The organism is Bacillus cereus group sp. BfR-BA-01310 (assembly GCF_022664325.1).
GTDB lineage: Bacteria > Bacillota > Bacilli > Bacillales > Bacillaceae_G > Bacillus_A > Bacillus_A paramycoides.
The window spans coordinates 361,848-380,969 of the sequence record NZ_JAKUHD010000001.1; the positions used below are offsets into that span (position 1 = coordinate 361,848).

Below are 19,122 nucleotides of genomic sequence, written 5' to 3' on the forward strand. Positions count from 1 at the left end.
CAAGAATGAATATACCATACAGCGACAATCTACCATTTGTCAATAATTGTTTAATAAAAACATAAAAATATAAGGTTAATTTAAAATTTCTTCAAGGATATCCTTTGCATTTCTTACTAGCTTTGCGCCTTGTTGAATTAGATGATTCGTTCCCGCTGCACTCTCTATAAATATAGGACCAGGAAGTGCAAACACCTCTCTATTTTGTTCTAATGCAAGGTCTGCAGTAATAAGGGATCCACTTCTCGCTTTTGCTTCTACAACTAAAACACCTTTACTTATACCGCTAATAATTCGATTTCTTTTTGGAAAATACCATTTTTTCGGCGCATAATGCGGCGGATACTCTGTCAATAACAATATATAGTCTTTCCACGTTTCATATAAAGCTCTATTCTCCTTTGGATACATATAAGATAATCCGTGTCCTAATATTGCAATAGTCGGGCAATGCTGCCTTACCGTAACTTCGTGAGCAATTGTATCTATCCCTCTTGCAAATCCACTAACAATAAGCCATTCTTTTTCAAGTAAAGGGTGTAAGATAAACCTCATACTCTCCTTTCCATATAAAGACGGCTCTCTCGTTCCAACAATTGCCAATTTATTCACTTTATTTAGAAAACCTCTTTCTCCTTTTCCGTATAAAACAAAAGGGGGATCTTGTATTTCTCGCAGTAATTGTGGATAGTCCTTATCCCATATTGTTATATAAAATATTCTCTTTTTTTCTAACTGGGATACATATTGTTGGAGATTTGAAATTTGAAGAAAATTTACTAGTTCTAAAGATTTTTCCGAGGATATTCCAGTGTAATACTCAAACTGATTCGGACTATAAGTGTATATTCCCTTCAGTTCTGGATCAACATATAGTAGCCTCTCCATTGCCTTCCAATGATCTGCCAATATGTAATGAAGGTGCAATAATCGTTCTCTTTTCATCTTAATTCTCCTTACCCATAATTTTTATTATGTAAACAGAAAAAAGTGTAAAAAGGCACCTCAAACAAGGAGGTGCCTTTCAAAAAGATTAGTAGTTTTTACAAGTCTCAAATAATCCCTTTTCTTTTAAAACAGAGATTAATGTTTCACCCATAACAGCTGGTGTTTCTGCTACTTTAATACCGCAAGCTTCCATGGTTTTAATCTTTTCAGCAGCAGTTCCTTTGCCGCCAGAAATGATTGCCCCAGCATGGCCCATACGTTTTCCTTCTGGCGCTGTTTGACCACCAATGAAGCCTACAACCGGTTTTGTCATATTAGCTTGTACCCACTCAGCTGCCTCTTCTTCTGCCGTACCGCCAATTTCACCAATCATAATTACAGCATGCGTTTCTTCATCTTCATTAAATGCTTTTAACGCATCAATAAAGTCTGTACCGTTAACAGGATCCCCACCAATACCTACAGCAGTAGATTGGCCAATACCTTCTTGTGTTAACTGATGTACAGCTTCATACGTTAATGTACCAGAGCGAGATACGATACCAACATGACCTTTTTTGTGAATATATCCTGGCATAATACCAATTTTACATTCGTCAGGTGTAATAACACCAGGGCAGTTTGGTCCAAGTAAACGTGTATGTTTACCCGCCATATATCTCTTTACGTTTACCATATCTAATACAGGGATCCCTTCAGTAATACATACTACTAAATCGATCTTTGCATCAACTGCTTCCATAATTGCATCAGCCGCAAAAGCGGGTGGAACGTATACAACTGAAGCGTTTGCGCCTGTTGCTTTCACAGCATCTTCTACTGTATCAAATACTGGTACACCTTCAATATCAGTGCCACCTTTACCTGGTGTTACACCACCGACAATTTTCGTACCGTATTCAATCATTTGTTTTGTATGGAATAATCCTTGAGAACCTGTAATACCTTGAACAATAACTTTTGTATCTTTATTAACTAATACGCTCATTTTTCTCCCCCGCTTTCTATTAGCCCACTAGTGAAACAATTTTTTGTGCACCGTCTGCCATAGATTCTGCTGCAACAATATTTAAACCAGACTCATTTAAAATTTTCTTACCTAACTCTACGTTTGTACCTTCAAGACGTACAACTAAAGGCAACTCAAGACCTACTTGCTTCGTTGCTTCAATAACACCTTCTGCGATAACATCACACTTCATAATGCCACCAAAAATGTTAACGAAGATACCTTTTACATTTTTATCAGAAAGGATAATTTTGAATGCTTCTGTAACTTTTTCAGCTGTCGCGCCGCCACCAACATCTAAGAAGTTAGCTGGGTCACCATGGTAATGTTTAATGATATCCATTGTAGCCATTGCTAAACCTGCACCATTAACCATACAACCGATATTTCCATCTAAAGGAATGTAGTTTAAGTCATATTTAGAAGCTTCAATTTCTTTTGAATCTTCTTCATCAAGATCACGAAGTTCTAAAATGTCTTTATGGCGATATAACGCATTAGAATCAAAGTTTAATTTTGCATCTAATGCCATTACTTTACCGTCACCTGTTGTAACAAGTGGATTAATCTCAGCGATAGAGCAATCTTTTTCGATAAACGCACTATATAAGCCCATCATAAACTTCACAGCTTGTCCTACAAGCTCTTTTGGAATATTGATGTTAAACGCGATTCGACGCGCTTGGAAACCTTGTAAACCTACTGCTGGATCAATATATTCTTTAAAGATTTTTTCAGGTGTTTTTTCTGCTACTTCTTCAATTTCTGTTCCACCTTCTTCAGATGCCATTAAAACAACTTGAGAAGTTGCACGATCTAATACAAGACCTACATAATATTCTTTTTTAATATCGCAACCTTCTTCGATAAGTAAGCGTTTTACTTCCTTACCTTCAGGACCTGTTTGATGTGTCACAAGTGTAGTTCCTAAAATGCTTTCCGCATATGTACGAACTTCTTCTAAATTTTTCGCAACTTTTACTCCGCCAGCTTTGCCGCGTCCACCAGCGTGAATTTGTGCTTTAACTACACATACATCCGTTCCTAATTCTTTCGCTGCTTCTACAGCTTCTTCTACTGTAAATGCAACCTTCCCGTTCGGAACGCTAACCCCATAGCTTCTAAGGACTGCCTTACCTTGGTACTCATGGATATTCATGGTCCCATCCTCCCCTGTTTTCCTGTTTTACTCGAAAAGTTTTTTAATGTTTAAAAAACATTACATTGCCATTGTATAAGATGATTGGCACGCTGTCTACAATAAAGTGTCAGAAAACTGAAATCGCTTTATTCTTTTTTGAAAATAATAATGTTCGTATACCAAAATAAAAAAATAAGCTGTATATTCACAGCTTATTTTTGAATCATATCTTTAATTGGCGCGAATGATTTCCGATGTTCGTCTAATACCCCATGTACTTCAATCGCCTCTAAATGCTGTTTCGTCCCATATCCCATATGTTGTTCAAATCCATATGCAGGATACTTTTCTCCTAATTCTTTCATCATGCGATCTCTCGTCACTTTCGCAATAATAGATGCAGCCGAAATAGAGACACTTTTCGCATCACCTTTAATAATTGATGTTTGCGGAATTGATGTAGGAAGCTTCATCGCATCGATTAATAAATATTCTGGTGTACATGATAAATTAGCAACAGCATCTAACATCGCTTGCTTCGTTGCTTGATAAATATTTATTTCATCAATAACTTGTGGTGATACAATGCCAACTCCAATCGCAATCGCATGGTCTTTAATTTCATCATAAAAACGCTCACGCTTCGCTTCACTTAATTTTTTTGAGTCATTTAATCCTGGAACATAAAAATCTTCTGGGAGGATGACAGCCGCCGTCACAACCGGTCCAGCTAACGGTCCTCGGCCCACTTCATCAATGCCAACAATGTATGTGAGACCTTTTTCACGTAACGCATTTTCATACTTTGACATTTCTAAAAATTTTTCTCTTTCTTTTTGTGCTAATTCTTTTTGTTTATACCACTTCAAAATTAGTTTTTGAACACCTTTTCGCTCATCTTTCAATAACAGTTGAAAATGTTCATCTTCTTCACTCATAATTTCTTGCAGTAAACATTCAGCTTCTTGTATAGTCATTTTTTGCATATATGTACACTCCTTTTTAAACGTAACCAAAAAGAAAAGACGCACAAACGCACGTCTTATACTTCTTCTACTTTTTCCACATCTTCTACCTGCTCTGCAAACTCTTCTGGTGTCTCAAACGTCATTCTTCCAAGTTTACCACCACGAAGCTCACGAAGTATAAGCTCAGATGTTTTATCATAATCAATCATTCCGCCACCCATTAAGCAACCTCTGTTTTTTCCGATTGCATCGAATAACTCCACAATATCTTCTGGAATCTCATTTAAATTATATCGCTCTTTCAAACGTTCTGGATAATGTTTCTCCATAAAACGTAATGCGTAAACAGCTACATCTTGTAAATTTAAAATTGAATCTTTAATTGCACCCGTTGTCGCTAAACGAAGACCCACTAATTGATCTTCAAATTTAGGCCATAGAATACCCGGTGTATCTAACAGTTCCATTTCTTTCCCAACTTTAATCCATTGTTGGGCTGTTGTCACACCTGGACGATCTCCTGTTTTAGCAATATTTTTCTTCGCCAACTTATTAATTAACGTAGATTTACCAACATTCGGTATACCTACAATTAATGCACGAATTGCTCTCGGTCTAATACCTTTAGCAACCATTTTGTCAAATTTCTCTTTAACCAACACTTTACAAGCCGCTGTAATTTCCTTCATCCCTTGTCCAGCTTGTGCGTTAATTGAAATTGCCATATGACCTTTTTCTTTAAAGTATGCAATCCACTGCTTCGTTAGACGGTCATCCGCCATATCCGCTTTATTTAAAACAACAAGTCTTGGTTTATGTGTAATAATTTCATCAATCATTGGGTTTCGAGATGATAAAGGTAATCGAGCATCTACAAGCTCAATTACAACATCAATTAACTTTAATTTTTCGGTTACTTGGCGTCTAGCCTTTGCCATATGTCCCGGGAACCATTGAATTACCATGTTGCCACCTTCTTTTTCTTTTATTTCACAATACGTGCATCTTTTAACGGCCAATATAACATATTTGCTTTACCAATCACTTGGTCCATTGAAATTGTACCAATTGAGCGACTATCTTTACTAAAACGACGATTATCGCCTAAAACAAATAATTGACCTTCTGGAACAGTTTTCTTTCCTGTCATTTCTTCAAGAGTAAAATCATATGTAAGCGGTCCGTCAGCAAGTTGTTTTTTCTGCTTATCTAAATACGGCTCCTCATAAGGTTTCCCGTTAACATATAGTTTATCATTACGGTATTCGATTTCATCGCCTGGTAGGCCAATAATACGCTTAATATAATCTTTTTCTTCCGTCGCTCGGAATACAATAATATCAAAGCGCTTCGGATCACCTATGTGATAGCCAATTTTATTAACAATCATTCGATCACGGTCATGTAAAGTCGGCGACATCGATACACCATCTACGAGAATTGGGGCAAAGAAAAACTGTCTAATTACGCCCGCTAATACAATGGCAATCAAAATTGCTTTAATCCATTCCCAAAGTGAACTCTTCTCTTTCTTCATGCTTTTCCCCTCCACAGTTATGTAAGCTGTTCGTATTATATCAAAATTTCATATAGATTGGAAAAAGGGAGCTTGCGTATTTACAAGCTCCCATACATGTCTTATCGAATTTCTTTAATACGTGCTTTTTTACCGCGAAGGTTACGTAAGTAGTATAACTTAGCACGACGTACTTTACCACGGCGAAGTACTTCGATGTTCGCGATTCTTGGCGTGTGAACTGGGAATGTACGCTCAACACCTACGCCGTAAGAAATCTTACGAACTGTGAATGTTTCACTGATTCCGCCACCACGACGTTTGATTACAACACCTTCGAAAAGCTGAATTCTTTCACGAGTTCCCTCAACTACTTTTACGTGTACACGTAAAGTGTCTCCAGGACGGAATGAAGGAAGGTCAGTTTTTAATTGGCCTTTTGTAATTTCTGCGATTAATTGTTGCATATTAAATTCTCTCCTTTAAACAGATGCTCTTATAAAGTCTTATTAAATTACAGCGGAACATCGTTAATACGGCTACTGATTTCAGTAGCACAAATGTTATAATAGCATATTGTTAGGACTGTTGCAACAGAAAATATATCAAGTCCTTATTGGTCTTCTTTAATCTGTTCCAGCCATTTCTCTTCTTGCTTAGATAATTCTCGTTCTTCCAATAAATCCGGTCTACGTGTGTAAGTACGACGAAGCGATTCTTTATGGCGCCATTCATCAATGTTTTTATGATTTCCTGACATTAATACATCCGGTACCTTCATACCACGAAAATCAGCAGGACGTGTATAATGTGGGTGCTCTAACAAACCCGTGCTAAAAGAGTCTTCCACTTGTGACGTTTGATTCCCAAGTACTCCTGGTAAAAGACGTACAACACTATCAGTAACTACCATAGAGGCTAATTCTCCACCCGTTAATACGTAATCACCAATAGAAATCTCATCTGTTACAAGATGTTCACGAATTCTTTCATCGTATCCTTCATAATGGCCACATACAAAAATAACATGCTCTTCTCCAGCAAGCTCTTCTGCCTTCTTCTGCGTGAAACGCTCTCCTTGTGGACACATTAAGACGATTCTCGGTTTACGGTCTGTTTCCTTCGTTAACTCTTCCACCGCAGCAAAGATAGGTTGCGGGGTTAATACCATCCCAGCGCCCCCACCATACGGATAATCATCTACACTATTATGCTTACTAGTTGTATAATCACGGAAATTGACAACACGAAGCTCTACCGCTTCTTTTTCTTGTGCTTTCTTTAAAATTGAAGACCCAAACACACCCGTAAACATATCTGGAAACAATGTTAAAATGTCAATTTTCATTATAGCAATCCTTCCATTACATGAATGGTTACTAATTTATTTTCAATGTTAACTTGAAGTACAACGTCATCAATATAAGGAATTAAAAGATCTTGACCCTTTGGACGTTTAATCACCCAAACATCATTTGCACCAGGAGATAGAATCTCTTTGATTGTCCCTAACGCTTCTCCTTCTTCCGTTACAACGTTGCAACCAATAATTTCATGATAGTAGTATTCACCTTCAGCTAGTTCGCCTAACTGCTCTTCTGGTACTTTTATTAAAGAACCTTTAAATTTCTCTGCTTCATCTACATTGTTGTATCCTTCAAATGTTAATAAATCAAATGTCTTATGTTGACGATGAGAAGTTACCTTCACAGTAAGGTAGTCTGTACCTTTCTCATTCCATATGTATAACGTGTTTCCTACCTTATATCGCTCTTCTGGAAAATCAGTACGAGAAATAACACGAATTTCTCCTCTTACGCCATGAGTATTTACAATTTTCCCTACATTAAACCATTTTGTCATAAATAGTATGTCACCCCTGGTTTCTATATAAATTAAGCATTTCCATTTCATATACGGAACATGCAATCTCTCTTTAAATGTTAAAAAAGGGAGAGGAAATAACTCCTCGCCCTTTTTACGTTTATTGAATTTCCAGTGTTACTTTTTCATCATTATGATGTCCCACTGAATACAAGAGCATTCGAATTGCTTTCGCAACTTTCCCTTGCTTTCCAATGACTTTTCCAACATCCTCAGGATGTACAGTTAATCGATACTTTATCTCTCCGTTGTAAAGTTCCTGTGTAACTTTTACATCTTCAGGATGATCGACAAGAGGCTTGACAATCGTCTCGACTAACTTCTTCATAGTCATTGCCTCAATTACTTACCTTGTTTAGATAAGTGGAATTTCTCCATGATACCTTGGTTAGAGAATAGGTTACGAACTGTATCAGATGGTTTAGCACCGTTTCCTAACCATTTTAATGCTGCTTCTTCGTTGATCTTAACTTCAGCTGGTTGAGCAACCGGATTGTAAGTACCGATTTCCTCAATGAAACGTCCGTCACGAGGAGAACGAGAATCTGCAACAACTACACGATAGAAAGGAGTTTTTTTAGCTCCCATACGTTTTAAACGAATTTTAACTGCCATTTATAAAGCACCTCCGAATTTATTTCACACAGATAATTATATTAGCAAAAAGACTATTGCTTTGTAAAGTATTTTTTCTTAACAGAGCCATCTTTTTTTCCTTACATGAATGGAAACTTCAATCCACCTAGTCCTTTTTTCTTACCTTTTTGCATTCCAGTCATCGTCTTCATCATTTTTTTCATATCATCAAACTGCTTGATTAGACGATTGATTTCTTGTACTGTTGTACCGCTACCTTTGGCAATGCGCTTTTTACGACTAGCATTGATTATTTCCGGTTGTTCTCGTTCTAATTTAGTCATAGAACGAATAATCGCCTCAATATGCCCAATTTGTTTTTCATCAACTTGCGCATTTTTCAGCCCTTTAATTTTATTTGCACCAGGAAGCATTCCTAACAATTCATCAAGTGGTCCAAGTTGACGCACTTGTCCAAGTTGTTCTAGGAAATCGTCAAGCGTAAACGAAAGCGTACGCATTTTTTGCTCAAGTTCTTTTGCTTTCTCTTCATCAACTGTAGCTTGCGCTTTTTCAATTAATGTTAAGACGTCGCCCATCCCTAAAATACGGGATGCCATACGTTCTGGATGGAACGCTTCAATTGCATCTAGTTTTTCACCCATACCAGCAAATTTAATTGGTGTATTTGTTACAGCCTTAATAGATAATGCCGCACCACCGCGCGTATCACCATCTAATTTCGTTAATACAACACCTGTTAATCCTAACTGTTCATGGAAACTTTGTGCTACATTTACCGCGTCTTGTCCTGTCATCGCATCGACAACAAGGAAAATTTCATCCGGTTTCGTAACTTCTTTGACTTTCGCTAATTCATCCATTAGTTCTTCATCAATATGCAGGCGACCCGCTGTATCGATTAAAACATAATCGTGATGATCTTCTTTTGCTTTCGCAATCGCTTGTTTCGCAATTTCAACAGGACTTACTTGATCTCCTAAGGAGAAAACAGGCATGTCCAATTGCTTCCCTAATGTTTCAAGCTGTTTAATCGCTGCTGGACGGTAAATATCCGCTGCAACAAGCATCGGTTTACGATTATGCTTTTTACGAAGCAAATTCGCAAGCTTACCTGTCGTCGTTGTTTTACCCGCACCTTGCAGACCAACCATCATTATAACAGTAGGTGGCTTATTAGCAACAGCAATTTTGCTTTGCTCTCCGCCCATAAGTTCTGTAAGTTCTTCCTGTACGATTTTAATTACTTGTTGTCCAGGTGTCAAACTTTTCATTACATCTTGTCCGACAGCACGCTCAGACACACGCTTTATAAAATCTTTTACTACTTTAAAGTTAACATCCGCTTCTAAAAGAGCTAGACGAACTTCTCTCATCATTTCTTTCACATCGGCTTCAGAAACTTTTCCTTTGCCGCGGATTTTTTGCATTGTCTGTTGAAGTCGGTCGGCTAATCCTTCAAATGCCATATTGCCGCCCTCCTAATCTAATTTTTCGATAGCTTCAACAACTTGTTTCATTTCTTCATTCACATGCTCTTCTTCGCTGATTAGCTGTTTTAGCTTTGCAACAAGTCGCTGTCGCTCTTGAAACTTTTGAAGTAATACTAATTTATCTTCATATTCTTCAAGCATCGCTTCAGTCCGTTTAATGTTATCATACACGGCTTGGCGACTTACATCAAATTCTTCCGCAATTTCACCAAGAGATAAATCATCTAGATAATAAAGCGACATATAACTTCTTTGTTTTTGCGTTAACAACGATTGATAAAAATCAAATAAATAGTTCATTCTCGTTGTTTTTTCGAGCATGTTGGATCATCCTTTGTTAAGTGATTTCCCTTTACATGAATTAGTTTACATGGAGTATAAAAGAGTGTCAAGTTTTTTTCTTAACATCACATGTTTTTTATAGAAAAAGAAGCGGAAATACCGCTTCTTTCGCTTACACTTCTTCTGTTTCTACTAAGTTCGCAAATAAACCATAAACATATTGTTCTGGATCAAACTGCTGCAGATCATCCATTTGCTCTCCTAATCCTACAAACTTCACCGGAACATCCATTTCGTTACGAATTGCTAATACGATACCACCTTTAGCTGTTCCATCTAACTTTGTTAAAACAATACCAGTAACATTCGTTGCTTCACGGAATGTTTTCGCTTGGCTTAAACCATTTTGTCCTGTTGTTGCATCTATAACTAGTAATACTTCATGGGGAGCCCCTGGTACTTCACGCTCAATTACACGCTTCACTTTCTCTAACTCTTTCATTAAGTTTACTTTGTTTTGTAAGCGTCCTGCTGTATCACATAGCAACACATCCACTTTACGAGCCTTTGCCGCTTGTACAGCATCGTACATAACCGCAGCTGGGTCAGATCCTGATCCTTGTTTAATTACTTCTACACCAACACGATCGCCCCATACTTCTAATTGTTCAATCGCCCCAGCACGGAATGTATCTCCTGCCGCTAATAGGACAGACTTACCTTCTGATTTAAATTTATGTGCAAGCTTACCAATTGTCGTCGTTTTCCCAACACCATTAACACCAACAAATAAAACAACTGTTAATTGATTCTCTTGTATATTAACTTCATTACTAAAATCGCTGTCACCTTTGTAAATTCCCACTAACTTCTCAGAAATAACAGCCTGTACTTCTTTCGGATCTTGAATGTTACGACGTTGCACTTCTTCTTTCAGCTGATCAATTAATTCCATCACCGTCGAAACTCCGACATCTGCACTAATTAAAATTTCTTCTAATTCCTCAAAGAAATCTTCGTCTATTTTACGGTAACGATACACTAAGTCATTTACTTTATCAGCAAATGAATTTCTCGTTTTTTCTAATCCTTGTTTAAACTTCTCTGTTACCGTATCTGTTTGTTTTGAAATTTTTTCTTTTAATTTTTTAAAAAAGCTCATACTTCCCATCCTTCCTATTTACTTGCCACAAGTTCTTCTCCATCATCTAAACGAACAGAAACAAGCTTAGACACCCCTGATTCTTGCATTGTTACACCATACAGTACATCAGACTCTTCCATTGTACCTTTTCGGTGTGTAATTACAATAAACTGCGTTTCATCACTAAATTTCTTTAAATACTGTGCAAAACGAGCAACGTTTGCCTCATCAAGAGCCGCTTCCACTTCATCTAGCACACAGAATGGAACTGGGCGTACTTTTAAAATACCAAATAAGAGCGCAATTGCCGTTAAAGCACGCTCTCCACCTGAAAGTAAACCTAAGTTTTGTAATTTCTTCCCTGGCGGTTGCGCTACGATATCAATACCAGTATTTAATAAATCTTCTGGATTTGTCATTACTAAATCCGCTCTTCCGCCTCCGAATAATTCAGAGAATACAGATTGAAACTCCGTTCGAATGCCTTTAAACGTGGTAGAAAAGCGTTTTTTCATCTCTTCATCCATTTCCGTAATAAGTTGATGCAATGTCGATTTCGCTTCTTCTAGGTCATCTCTTTGCTCTAGCAAGAATGTGTGACGCTCTGCTACACGCTCATATTCATCAATTGCCCCTAAGTTTACTGTGCCTAACTCTTCGATGGATAGTTTAATTAGTTTCACCTTTTTACGTGCATCTTCTGCAGGCATCGTCATTGTATACTTCAGTTTTGCTGCTTCAAATGAAATAGTATATGTTTCACGCAAATGTTGCAATCTATTTTCCAGCTCTACATCAAGTCGGTTAATCTTCACTTCTTGATCTTTCAACATTTCAAGAATATATTTATGTTTACCTATTGTTTCTTTCACATTGCGTTCTAAATGCTCTACTCTCTCTTGTAATGTTACGCGTTGTTCACGGCGAGAACGAATTAACTCCGAAGTTTGATTACGATCATACGCTTTCTTCTCAATCATATTCGTAATTTGTTCTTCACCACTTGAATTAGATGTCATCTCTTGTTTTAAGAATGCTAAATCTTCTTTCGTTTTTACAAGCGTCGCATCTGTCTCTTCTTTTTCCTTCGTCAATCGTTCAACTTTTTCTTTTTGATTAGACAAACGCTGTTGTTGTTCAGCCGCTTGTACTTTTAGCTCAGTCATTTCCTTCTGAACTTTTTCTTTCGAAGAATGTTGCTCACTCTTTTGTTTCGTTAAAGCGACGATTTTGCTATCTAATTCCGTAATCTCTGCTTGAAGAGTCGCTAAAATCTTTTCTAACTCTTCTTTACGCCCTTGCATTTTTACTTGATCTTGTAAAAATCCTTCAATCTCTAAATCGTAAATAGATAAACGATCATTAATACGATGTTCTTCTAATTCTAAACGACTAATTTCTTCTCTTAATTTCTGTTCATCTACACGCTCTGTTTCTAAACCTTGTCGTAGTTCGCGTATTTGTACTTCTTTTTCTTGAATCTCTTGCTTTACTGCTTTAACAAAGTTTTCTAGCTTCGTTGTTTTTTCTTCCATATCAGCTAGCTTATTAGTCCACTCTTCCAGTTCACGTTGACGCCCCAATATAGAGGATTTCGCTTGTTTTACAGCTCCACCAGTCATAGAACCACCTGGATTCACTACGTCACCTTCGAGCGTTACAATACGATAGCGGTATTGCAGTTGTTTCGCTAACTCATTTGCTCCGCGTAAATCTTTCGCAACAACAACAGTACCTAATAAATTTGAAACTACATTCTCATATTTATTATTGTACTGCACAAGTTCTGCCGCCACACCAACAAACGATGGATGCTGATTCACAATGCGTAATTGATCAAATGATAACGATCTACTTTTAATAACAGCTTGAGGTAAAAACGTTGCACGGCCATGTTTATTTTGCTTTAAAAATGCAATTGCATTACGAGCATGTTCTTCTGTTTGTACTACGATATGTTGCATCGCTGCCCCAAGGGCGATCTCCATTGCGATTTCATATTCTTTCGGCACAGTCAGAAGTTCTGCAACCGCTCCTTCAATGCCTTGTAACCTATTTTCTCTAGCCTTTAATACTTCACGCACTCCTTGATAGAAACCAGAATAGTCCTCTTGCATCTCTTCTAGCATTTCTTTTCGTGAGCGCGCCTGTTGCACAAATTGATACGCTTGATACAGTTTCGTTTCATTTTCACTATACTGCGACTTACATTTCCCAAGCGCAGCTTCTGTCTTCTGTATGCTGGAAATAATGCCAGCTACTTTCTCTTTCACTTGCTCATAACTTTCTACAAGTTTCGCCTTTTTCGCTGTAATTTCCATACGCATCTGTACATATTTTTCATTTTCTTCATCAAGTCGTTCATTTTTAGAGTTTTGCTGTTTAGATTGTTCTTCAATCATAGATAATTCATTTCGATGACTTGCTTGTTGATTTAAAAGTTCAATATAATCACCTTTTAAATTCTCAATCTGTTCCTCTAAATTCTCGGCAAAAGTTGCAAGTAGTTGCTCGTTATCATGCAATTTTGTCTCCAACTCTTTTACTTGATTCACAAATTGCATTAACGCTTCTGTACTTGTTTCAATTTCACCATCATAACTTTTAGCTTTCTCTGCCAACTCAACAATTAGTTTTTCAAGTTGCTCACAATGCGTCGTTGCATTTTGCTTTCTTTCCTTTAACAACTCACGCTGTCCTTCTAGTTTTTCTAGCTCTTTACTAGAAAGAAGGAGAACTTCTTGTAAGGAGTCTACAGATTCATCAACCGCTTGTAATTGCCCACGTAATTCCTCAAGTTCTTCTTCACTTTTTTGTAAGTTCGTCGACATTTTGGCTTCTTCATCTTTATTATGCCCAAATTGATTTCGAAGCGCTTCCCACTTTTCATGTAATTCTTCAATTTCATGCACAATAAGCGCAGCTTCTACTTTCTCTAATTCTTCTTTTTTCTCAAGATAATCTTTCGCAATAGAAGCTTGTCTTTCTAGTGGTTCTACTTGACTACTTAATTCGTGAATAATATCTTGTACACGATTTAAGTTTTCTTGTGTTTCCGCCAATTTCCCTTCAGCTTTCTTTTTACGAAGTTTGTATTTCAGCACACCCGCAGCTTCTTCAAATACACCACGACGTTCTTCTGATTTACTACTTAAAATCTCTTCGACTTTCCCCTGGCTAATAATTGAAAAAGCTTCCCTTCCCATACCAGAGTCCATAAATAAATCAATAATATCTTTCAATCTACAAGATTGTTTATTAATATAAAAATCACTATCACCCGAACGAGATACACGACGCGTTACACACACCTCGTTATACTCAATCGGTAAGCGTTGGTCTTCATTATTTAAAGTTAATGTAACTTCAGCAACATTAACCGCTCTTCTCGTATCACTGCCAGCAAAAATAATATCCTCCATCTTTGCACCGCGTAATGATTTTGCAGATTGTTCACCAAGTACCCAGCGAATTGCATCAGTAATATTACTTTTCCCGCTCCCGTTAGGTCCTACTACAGAAGTTACACCTGGAACAAAATCGACAGATACACGCTCAGCAAAAGATTTAAATCCTGCTATTTCTAATCTTTTTAAAAACACGAAAGGCCTTCCTCCTATTCTCCGTTATTATAAACGTTGTCTGTACGAAAACAAGCTACTATACGGATTTCCCCATCCTTTTATTTACAAATAAAAGGAAAGTTTCATTCTATGCATAAGGAATCCCCCTCATTCAAAGGGGGATTCCTTATGATTGTTCTTTTAACTTTTTCAATGCTTCTGCAGCAGCTTGTTGCTCTGCTTCTTTTTTTGACTTACCACTACCAAGACCTAACGCCACGTTATTTAACGTAACACGTGACACAAATTCTCGGTTATGGGCCGGTCCTTTTTCTTGCAAAATTTGATACTCAATATTGCCACTACCATCACGCTGAATCAATTCTTGCAATTGACTCTTATAATCCATCACATGAGAAAAAGCACCTTCATTAATTTTTGGATATACAACTTCTTTTAAGAATCCCCAAACTGTTTCTAGCCCTTGATCAAGATAAAGGGCACCAATAAACGCTTCAAAGACATCCGCTAATAAGGCTGGTCGTTCACGTCCACCCGTCATTTCCTCACCTTTTCCTAATAAAACAAGGCTACCAAATGACATTTCGTTTGCAAAACGAACAAGAGATGGCTCACATACAATAGCTGCACGTAGTTTTGTTAACTCTCCTTCGCTCATTGTCGGATATTTTTGAAACAGATACTGTGATACAGTGAGTTCCAATACAGCATCGCCAAGAAATTCAAGACGCTCATTGTCCTCATGCGGTTTTTTTCGATGCTCATTCACATACGATGAATGCGTAAATGCTTGAATCAATAATTTTTCATCTGTAAACGTAATACCTATCTTTTCTTGAAATACTTTAAAAGCTTCACGATATTTTGCTTCGTATTTTTTTTCTCTATGTTTTCGGTACGGCATAGGTCCCTCCAGATATAAGCCGAGAAGCCCCGTTAAAAAACGGGACTTCACTCAACATTATAGATGACTCTCTATGTAAGTCACAGCATCGCCAACAGTAGCAATCTTTTCAGCATCTTCATCAGAAATTTCCATTTCGAATTCATCTTCTAATTGCATTACAAGTTCTACTACATCTAGGGAGTCTGCGCCTAAATCTTCTTTGAAGCTTGCAGCTGGTACTACTTCAGTTTCTTCTACTCCTAAACGATCAACGACAATTTTTGTTACACGCTCTAAAACATCTGCCATTCTATTCACCTCCCCTCAAATATTATATAAAATATTGTCCAAAAAAACTAGGTGAAATCGATTCTTTTATTACATTACCATACCGCCATCAACATTTAACGTTTGACCTGTAACATATTTGCTTTGATCAGAAGCGAAAAACGTTACAGTATTTGCGATATCTTGTGCTTCACCAAACTGAGCTGCAGGAATTAATTTTAACATTTCTGCTTTTATATTTTCATCTAATACATCCGTCATATCAGTCGCAATAAACCCTGGAGCAATTGCATTTACAGTAATATTTCGGCTCGCTAATTCTTTTGCTGATGTTTTTGTTAATCCAATTACACCAGCTTTAGCAGCAACATAATTTGCTTGTCCTGGGTTTCCTGTTACACCAACAACAGAAGCGATATTAATAATACGTCCTTGACGTTGACGCATCATATAACGAGATACTGCCTTCGTACATAAGAAAACACCTTTTAAGTTTGTATTAATAACTGTATCCCATTCTTCTTCTTTCATACGCATTAATAAATTATCTTTTGTTACACCAGCGTTATTTACAAGAATATCAACTTGTCCAAACGTATCTACAGTTTGTTTCACCATACTTGTAACATCATCAGCATTTGCAACATCTGCTCTTACTGCAATTGCATCCGAACCTAATTTCTTTATTTCATCAACGACTTCATTCGCCTTTTGCTCATTACCAGCATAATTTACTACAACATTTGCCCCTTGTTTCGCTAAATCAATCGCAATTGCACGACCAATTCCACGTGATGCACCAGTTACTAATGCTACTTTCCCTTTTAACATCAGCTTTCTCCTCTCAAATTTGAAATGGTATCTTTTAATGTCTCTTCATCATATATCGCATATGCTTTCACTGAAGAATCAATCGACTTCATAAGACCAGCAAGTACTTTTCCAGGTCCGATTTCAATAAATGTATCTACCCCTTGATTCACCATGTACTCAATAGATGGGTACCATAATACAGGCGAATAGAGCTGTTCAATTAGCTTTTCTTGAATATCTGTACCACGTGTAATAACGTCTGCCGTAACATTTGCAATAACAGGAATATCCGTGTCTTGAATTGTAATTTCATTTAAAACACTTTGGAACCTATCAGCAGCTGGCTTCATAAGCGAGGAATGAAACGGTCCACTTACTTTTAGCGGAATTGCTCTTTTAGCACCATTTTCTTTCGCTCTCTGAGAAGCAAGTTCTACTCCTTGCTTTGTTCCAGAAATAACAATTTGCTTCGTGCTATTCATATTAGCAATTTGTACTGCATATCCTTCACTTGTTACTTCTTCTGTAACTCGTTTCAGCATATCCGGATCTGCACCTAAAATAGCTGCCATTGCACCTTCCCCGCCTGGAACTGCTTCTTCCATATATTCGCCACGTTTCCTTACAGCATATACAGCGTCTTCGAAAGTTAATGCACCCGCCGCTACAAGAGCGCTATATTCACCTAAACTATGTCCTGCGACAAAGTCAGGTATAATATCATACTCCTTCAAAGCTGTTAAAATTGCAAAACTCGTTGTTAATAATGCAGGTTGCGCATTTGTCGTTAATGTTAACTTTTCCTGCGGTCCTTCAAAAATCACTTCTGAAAGAGAATCATGCAAAACTTCATCCGCTTTTGCAAACACTTTCGCAACCTCTTTATTATTCTCCGCTAACTGTCTACCCATTCCAACTGCCTGTGAACCTTGGCCCGGAAAAAGAAATGCTATTTTTCCCATTTCAAATCCTCCTCTTATTGAAGCGGCTCCTTCTCCATTACACTTGAAATTGTAGGAATTACTTCTTTCGCTACCATTTCTCTCGTTTGACGAATCGCACTAAATATCGATTGGTCATTAGAAGAACCGTGAGCCTTAATGACAGGAGCTTTCAATCCAAATAACGCCGCTCCTCCATACTCCGAATAATCCATTTTATCTTTTAATACCATAAGTTTTGGTTTTAATACTGCTGCTGCTAATTTGCTCGTAAATGAACTCATTAGTTGCTCTTTTAACATAGAGAATAACGCAAGTGCTGTTCCTTCTAATGATTTCAACGCTACATTACCCGTAAAACCATCACATACAACAACGTCTGCTACACCTTGCAATAAGTCTCTTGATTCAACGTTTCCAACGAAATTAATTGGCGCATCCTTGAGCATAGCAAATACTTGTTTTGAAAGCTCGTTTCCTTTACCATCCTCTGTTCCAACGTTCAAAAGTCCAACGCGAGGGTTTTTAATCCCTCTTACCTTCTCTGCGTAAACAGATCCCATTACTGCATATTGATATAAATGAATTGGTTTTGCATCAACGTTTGCTCCAACATCTAACATAACAAAACCTTCCCCATCAACAGTTGGCATTGTAGGTGATAAAGCTGGCCTTTCAATCCCTTCCATACGACCGACAACAAACAATCCAGCCGCCATTAAAGCTCCTGTACTCCCTGCTGATATACAAGCATCCGCAACACCATCTTTTACTTGCTGCGCTGCAAGTACCATTGAAGCTTGTTTCTTTCGACGAACCGCTCTTACTGGTTCATCTGTCGCTTCGATTTTTTCATCTGTATGAAGTATAGTAATTCGCTCTTCACTCGTTAAGTATTGACGAATTTCCTCTTCTTTCCCTACTAACGTAATATGTATATCTGAATATTCCTTAATAGCTTTCATTGCTCCTAATACTACAGCCTTTGGAGCATGATCGCCTCCCATTGCATCTATTGCGATTTTCATAAGTTGTTACCTTCCTCACTATAATTACTAGATCGATACATTTCAAAAGTGCCTGTAAAAACAAGTTCTTCTCCAACAAAGCTATGCACTTTGACAACCGTCCGTCCTTTATCATTCTCTACATCCTCAACACGCGCTTTTGCAACAACACGCTCTCCTAATTTTACAGGACGAATGTATCGAATGGTAGACTTTGCAGTTAAAGCTAATTCTTCATCAATAACTGCAACAGCTAGTGAGTTTGCTTGTGCAAACAAATGATGCCCACGAGCAATTTGATTTCTTTTAAATACATGTTCTATCTTTACTTCAAAGATAGAAATAGCATGTCTATCTAATTCTATATCGATAATTTCTCCGACAACCTCTTCTAACGGTAAAGATTTCACATCTTCTTCATGTTGCTTTGTAGCTACATGCTTAATTCGCTCTCTTAATTCAGGAATAGATAATTCCATACGATCAAGACGAACAGTTTGTATGCTCACCTGAAATTTTTCAGCTAAATCTTCATCCGTAATAAAAGGATTCGTTTCTATTGTTTGTTGTAATAATTCTTGTCTTTCTTTTTTACTTCTTCTTTTTTTCATACCGCACCAT

Annotated in this window: 21 protein-coding genes; all 21 read right to left on the minus strand. The window is 37.4% G+C overall.

Features of this window, described 5'->3' with window-relative positions; genetic code table 11:
* Positions 1–75 precede the first annotated feature (75 nt).
* Positions 76–945: a DNA-processing protein DprA gene (gene dprA / locus MR109_RS01800; RefSeq protein ID WP_242270748.1), complete on the minus strand. Its 870-nt coding sequence runs from the start codon at positions 943–945 to the stop codon at positions 76–78.
* Between the two features lie 88 nt (positions 946–1,033).
* Complete coding sequence (sucD, locus tag MR109_RS01805; RefSeq protein WP_000115186.1) at positions 1,034–1,936, minus strand: succinate--CoA ligase subunit alpha; 903 nt, start codon at positions 1,934–1,936, stop codon at positions 1,034–1,036.
* Between the two features lie 19 nt (positions 1,937–1,955).
* Positions 1,956–3,116: an ADP-forming succinate--CoA ligase subunit beta gene (gene sucC, locus MR109_RS01810; protein WP_002173100.1), complete on the minus strand. Its 1,161-nt coding sequence runs from the start codon at positions 3,114–3,116 to the stop codon at positions 1,956–1,958.
* Between the two features lie 194 nt (positions 3,117–3,310).
* Positions 3,311–4,084, minus strand: a complete 774-nt coding sequence (locus tag MR109_RS01815) for a ribonuclease HII (RefSeq protein WP_242270750.1) — start codon at positions 4,082–4,084, stop codon at positions 3,311–3,313.
* Positions 4,085–4,140: 56 nt separating this feature from the next.
* Positions 4,141–5,031, minus strand: a complete 891-nt coding sequence (gene ylqF / locus MR109_RS01820) for a ribosome biogenesis GTPase YlqF (RefSeq protein WP_242270752.1) — start codon at positions 5,029–5,031, stop codon at positions 4,141–4,143.
* 20 nt (positions 5,032–5,051) lie between these two features.
* Positions 5,052–5,603 (minus strand): signal peptidase I, encoded by a 552-nt coding sequence (gene lepB, locus MR109_RS01825; protein ID WP_025148333.1) that lies wholly within the window; start codon positions 5,601–5,603, stop codon positions 5,052–5,054.
* 101 nt (positions 5,604–5,704) lie between these two features.
* Complete coding sequence (gene rplS, locus MR109_RS01830; protein ID WP_001186517.1) at positions 5,705–6,049, minus strand: 50S ribosomal protein L19; 345 nt, start codon at positions 6,047–6,049, stop codon at positions 5,705–5,707.
* Positions 6,050–6,195: 146 nt separating this feature from the next.
* Positions 6,196–6,930, minus strand: coding sequence for a tRNA (guanosine(37)-N1)-methyltransferase TrmD (gene trmD / locus MR109_RS01835; protein WP_242270754.1), 735 nt, complete (start codon positions 6,928–6,930; stop codon positions 6,196–6,198).
* Entirely contained in the window at positions 6,930–7,445 is a 516-nt protein-coding gene (rimM, locus tag MR109_RS01840) for a ribosome maturation factor RimM (RefSeq protein WP_002173105.1), read from the minus strand. Before rimM ends, trmD begins: the two co-directional genes overlap by 1 nt.
* A 121-nt stretch (positions 7,446–7,566) precedes the next feature.
* Positions 7,567–7,794, minus strand: a complete 228-nt coding sequence (locus MR109_RS01845) for a KH domain-containing protein (protein ID WP_000737397.1) — start codon at positions 7,792–7,794, stop codon at positions 7,567–7,569.
* A 14-nt stretch (positions 7,795–7,808) separates the two neighbouring features.
* On the minus strand, positions 7,809–8,081 hold the full coding sequence (gene rpsP, locus MR109_RS01850; RefSeq protein WP_000268750.1) for a 30S ribosomal protein S16: 273 nt from the start codon (positions 8,079–8,081) through the stop codon (positions 7,809–7,811).
* 101 nt (positions 8,082–8,182) lie between these two features.
* The gene (gene ffh / locus MR109_RS01855; protein ID WP_242270755.1) at positions 8,183–9,532 is read right to left on the minus strand and encodes a signal recognition particle protein; all 1,350 of its coding nucleotides are present in this window, start codon (positions 9,530–9,532) and stop codon (positions 8,183–8,185) included.
* A gap of 12 nt (positions 9,533–9,544) precedes the next feature.
* Positions 9,545–9,877, minus strand: coding sequence for a putative DNA-binding protein (locus tag MR109_RS01860; RefSeq protein WP_000891061.1), 333 nt, complete (start codon positions 9,875–9,877; stop codon positions 9,545–9,547).
* 133 nt (positions 9,878–10,010) lie between these two features.
* Positions 10,011–11,000 (minus strand): signal recognition particle-docking protein FtsY, encoded by a 990-nt coding sequence (gene ftsY / locus MR109_RS01865; RefSeq protein ID WP_002173107.1) that lies wholly within the window; start codon positions 10,998–11,000, stop codon positions 10,011–10,013.
* A gap of 14 nt (positions 11,001–11,014) precedes the next feature.
* The gene (gene smc / locus MR109_RS01870; protein WP_242270757.1) at positions 11,015–14,584 is read right to left on the minus strand and encodes a chromosome segregation protein SMC; all 3,570 of its coding nucleotides are present in this window, start codon (positions 14,582–14,584) and stop codon (positions 11,015–11,017) included.
* 148 nt (positions 14,585–14,732) lie between these two features.
* Positions 14,733–15,470 (minus strand): ribonuclease III, encoded by a 738-nt coding sequence (gene rncS / locus MR109_RS01875; protein ID WP_048373923.1) that lies wholly within the window; start codon positions 15,468–15,470, stop codon positions 14,733–14,735.
* 57 nt (positions 15,471–15,527) lie between these two features.
* Positions 15,528–15,761 carry an acyl carrier protein gene (gene acpP / locus MR109_RS01880; protein WP_002014515.1) on the minus strand — a complete coding sequence of 78 codons (234 nt, stop codon included), beginning with the start codon at positions 15,759–15,761 and terminating at the stop codon, positions 15,528–15,530.
* A gap of 69 nt (positions 15,762–15,830) precedes the next feature.
* Positions 15,831–16,571: a 3-oxoacyl-[acyl-carrier-protein] reductase gene (gene fabG, locus MR109_RS01885; protein ID WP_002173110.1), complete on the minus strand. Its 741-nt coding sequence runs from the start codon at positions 16,569–16,571 to the stop codon at positions 15,831–15,833.
* Positions 16,571–17,515 carry an ACP S-malonyltransferase gene (fabD, locus tag MR109_RS01890; protein ID WP_002173111.1) on the minus strand — a complete coding sequence of 315 codons (945 nt, stop codon included), beginning with the start codon at positions 17,513–17,515 and terminating at the stop codon, positions 16,571–16,573. Before fabD ends, fabG begins: the two co-directional genes overlap by 1 nt.
* Positions 17,516–17,529: 14 nt before the next feature.
* Entirely contained in the window at positions 17,530–18,522 is a 993-nt protein-coding gene (gene plsX, locus MR109_RS01895) for a phosphate acyltransferase PlsX (protein ID WP_098473413.1), read from the minus strand.
* Positions 18,519–19,112: a transcription factor FapR gene (gene fapR / locus MR109_RS01900; RefSeq protein WP_242270759.1), complete on the minus strand. Its 594-nt coding sequence runs from the start codon at positions 19,110–19,112 to the stop codon at positions 18,519–18,521. Before fapR ends, plsX begins: the two co-directional genes overlap by 4 nt.
* Positions 19,113–19,122 lie beyond the last annotated feature (10 nt).

What these genes read in the sequence shown, in the direction of transcription:
- acpP (WP_002014515.1), bottom strand. Translation starts at nt 15,761, where the DNA reads ATGGCAGATGTTTTAGAGCGTGTAACAAAAATTGTCGTTGATCGTTTA.
- lepB (WP_025148333.1), bottom strand. Translation starts at nt 5,603, where the DNA reads ATGAAGAAAGAGAAGAGTTCACTTTGGGAATGGATTAAAGCAATTTTG.
- sucC (WP_002173100.1), bottom strand. Translation starts at nt 3,116, where the DNA reads ATGAATATCCATGAGTACCAAGGTAAGGCAGTCCTTAGAAGCTATGGG.
- trmD (WP_242270754.1), bottom strand. Translation starts at nt 6,930, where the DNA reads ATGAAAATTGACATTTTAACATTGTTTCCAGATATGTTTACGGGTGTG.
- MR109_RS01860 (WP_000891061.1), bottom strand. Translation starts at nt 9,877, where the DNA reads ATGCTCGAAAAAACAACGAGAATGAACTATTTATTTGATTTTTATCAA.
- plsX (WP_098473413.1), bottom strand. Translation starts at nt 18,522, where the DNA reads ATGAAAATCGCAATAGATGCAATGGGAGGCGATCATGCTCCAAAGGCT.
- rpsP (WP_000268750.1), bottom strand. Translation starts at nt 8,081, where the DNA reads ATGGCAGTTAAAATTCGTTTAAAACGTATGGGAGCTAAAAAAACTCCT.
- sucD (WP_000115186.1), bottom strand. Translation starts at nt 1,936, where the DNA reads ATGAGCGTATTAGTTAATAAAGATACAAAAGTTATTGTTCAAGGTATT.
- rncS (WP_048373923.1), bottom strand. Translation starts at nt 15,470, where the DNA reads ATGCCGTACCGAAAACATAGAGAAAAAAAATACGAAGCAAAATATCGT.
- MR109_RS01845 (WP_000737397.1), bottom strand. Translation starts at nt 7,794, where the DNA reads ATGAAGAAGTTAGTCGAGACGATTGTCAAGCCTCTTGTCGATCATCCT.
- ylqF (WP_242270752.1), bottom strand. Translation starts at nt 5,031, where the DNA reads ATGGTAATTCAATGGTTCCCGGGACATATGGCAAAGGCTAGACGCCAA.
- fapR (WP_242270759.1), bottom strand. Translation starts at nt 19,112, where the DNA reads ATGAAAAAAAGAAGAAGTAAAAAAGAAAGACAAGAATTATTACAACAA.
- MR109_RS01815 (WP_242270750.1), bottom strand. Translation starts at nt 4,084, where the DNA reads ATGCAAAAAATGACTATACAAGAAGCTGAATGTTTACTGCAAGAAATT.
- rimM (WP_002173105.1), bottom strand. Translation starts at nt 7,445, where the DNA reads ATGACAAAATGGTTTAATGTAGGGAAAATTGTAAATACTCATGGCGTA.
- rplS (WP_001186517.1), bottom strand. Translation starts at nt 6,049, where the DNA reads ATGCAACAATTAATCGCAGAAATTACAAAAGGCCAATTAAAAACTGAC.
- dprA (WP_242270748.1), bottom strand. Translation starts at nt 945, where the DNA reads ATGAAAAGAGAACGATTATTGCACCTTCATTACATATTGGCAGATCAT.
- ffh (WP_242270755.1), bottom strand. Translation starts at nt 9,532, where the DNA reads ATGGCATTTGAAGGATTAGCCGACCGACTTCAACAGACAATGCAAAAA.
- ftsY (WP_002173107.1), bottom strand. Translation starts at nt 11,000, where the DNA reads ATGAGCTTTTTTAAAAAATTAAAAGAAAAAATTTCAAAACAAACAGAT.
- fabD (WP_002173111.1), bottom strand. Translation starts at nt 17,515, where the DNA reads ATGGGAAAAATAGCATTTCTTTTTCCGGGCCAAGGTTCACAGGCAGTT.
- fabG (WP_002173110.1), bottom strand. Translation starts at nt 16,571, where the DNA reads ATGTTAAAAGGGAAAGTAGCATTAGTAACTGGTGCATCACGTGGAATT.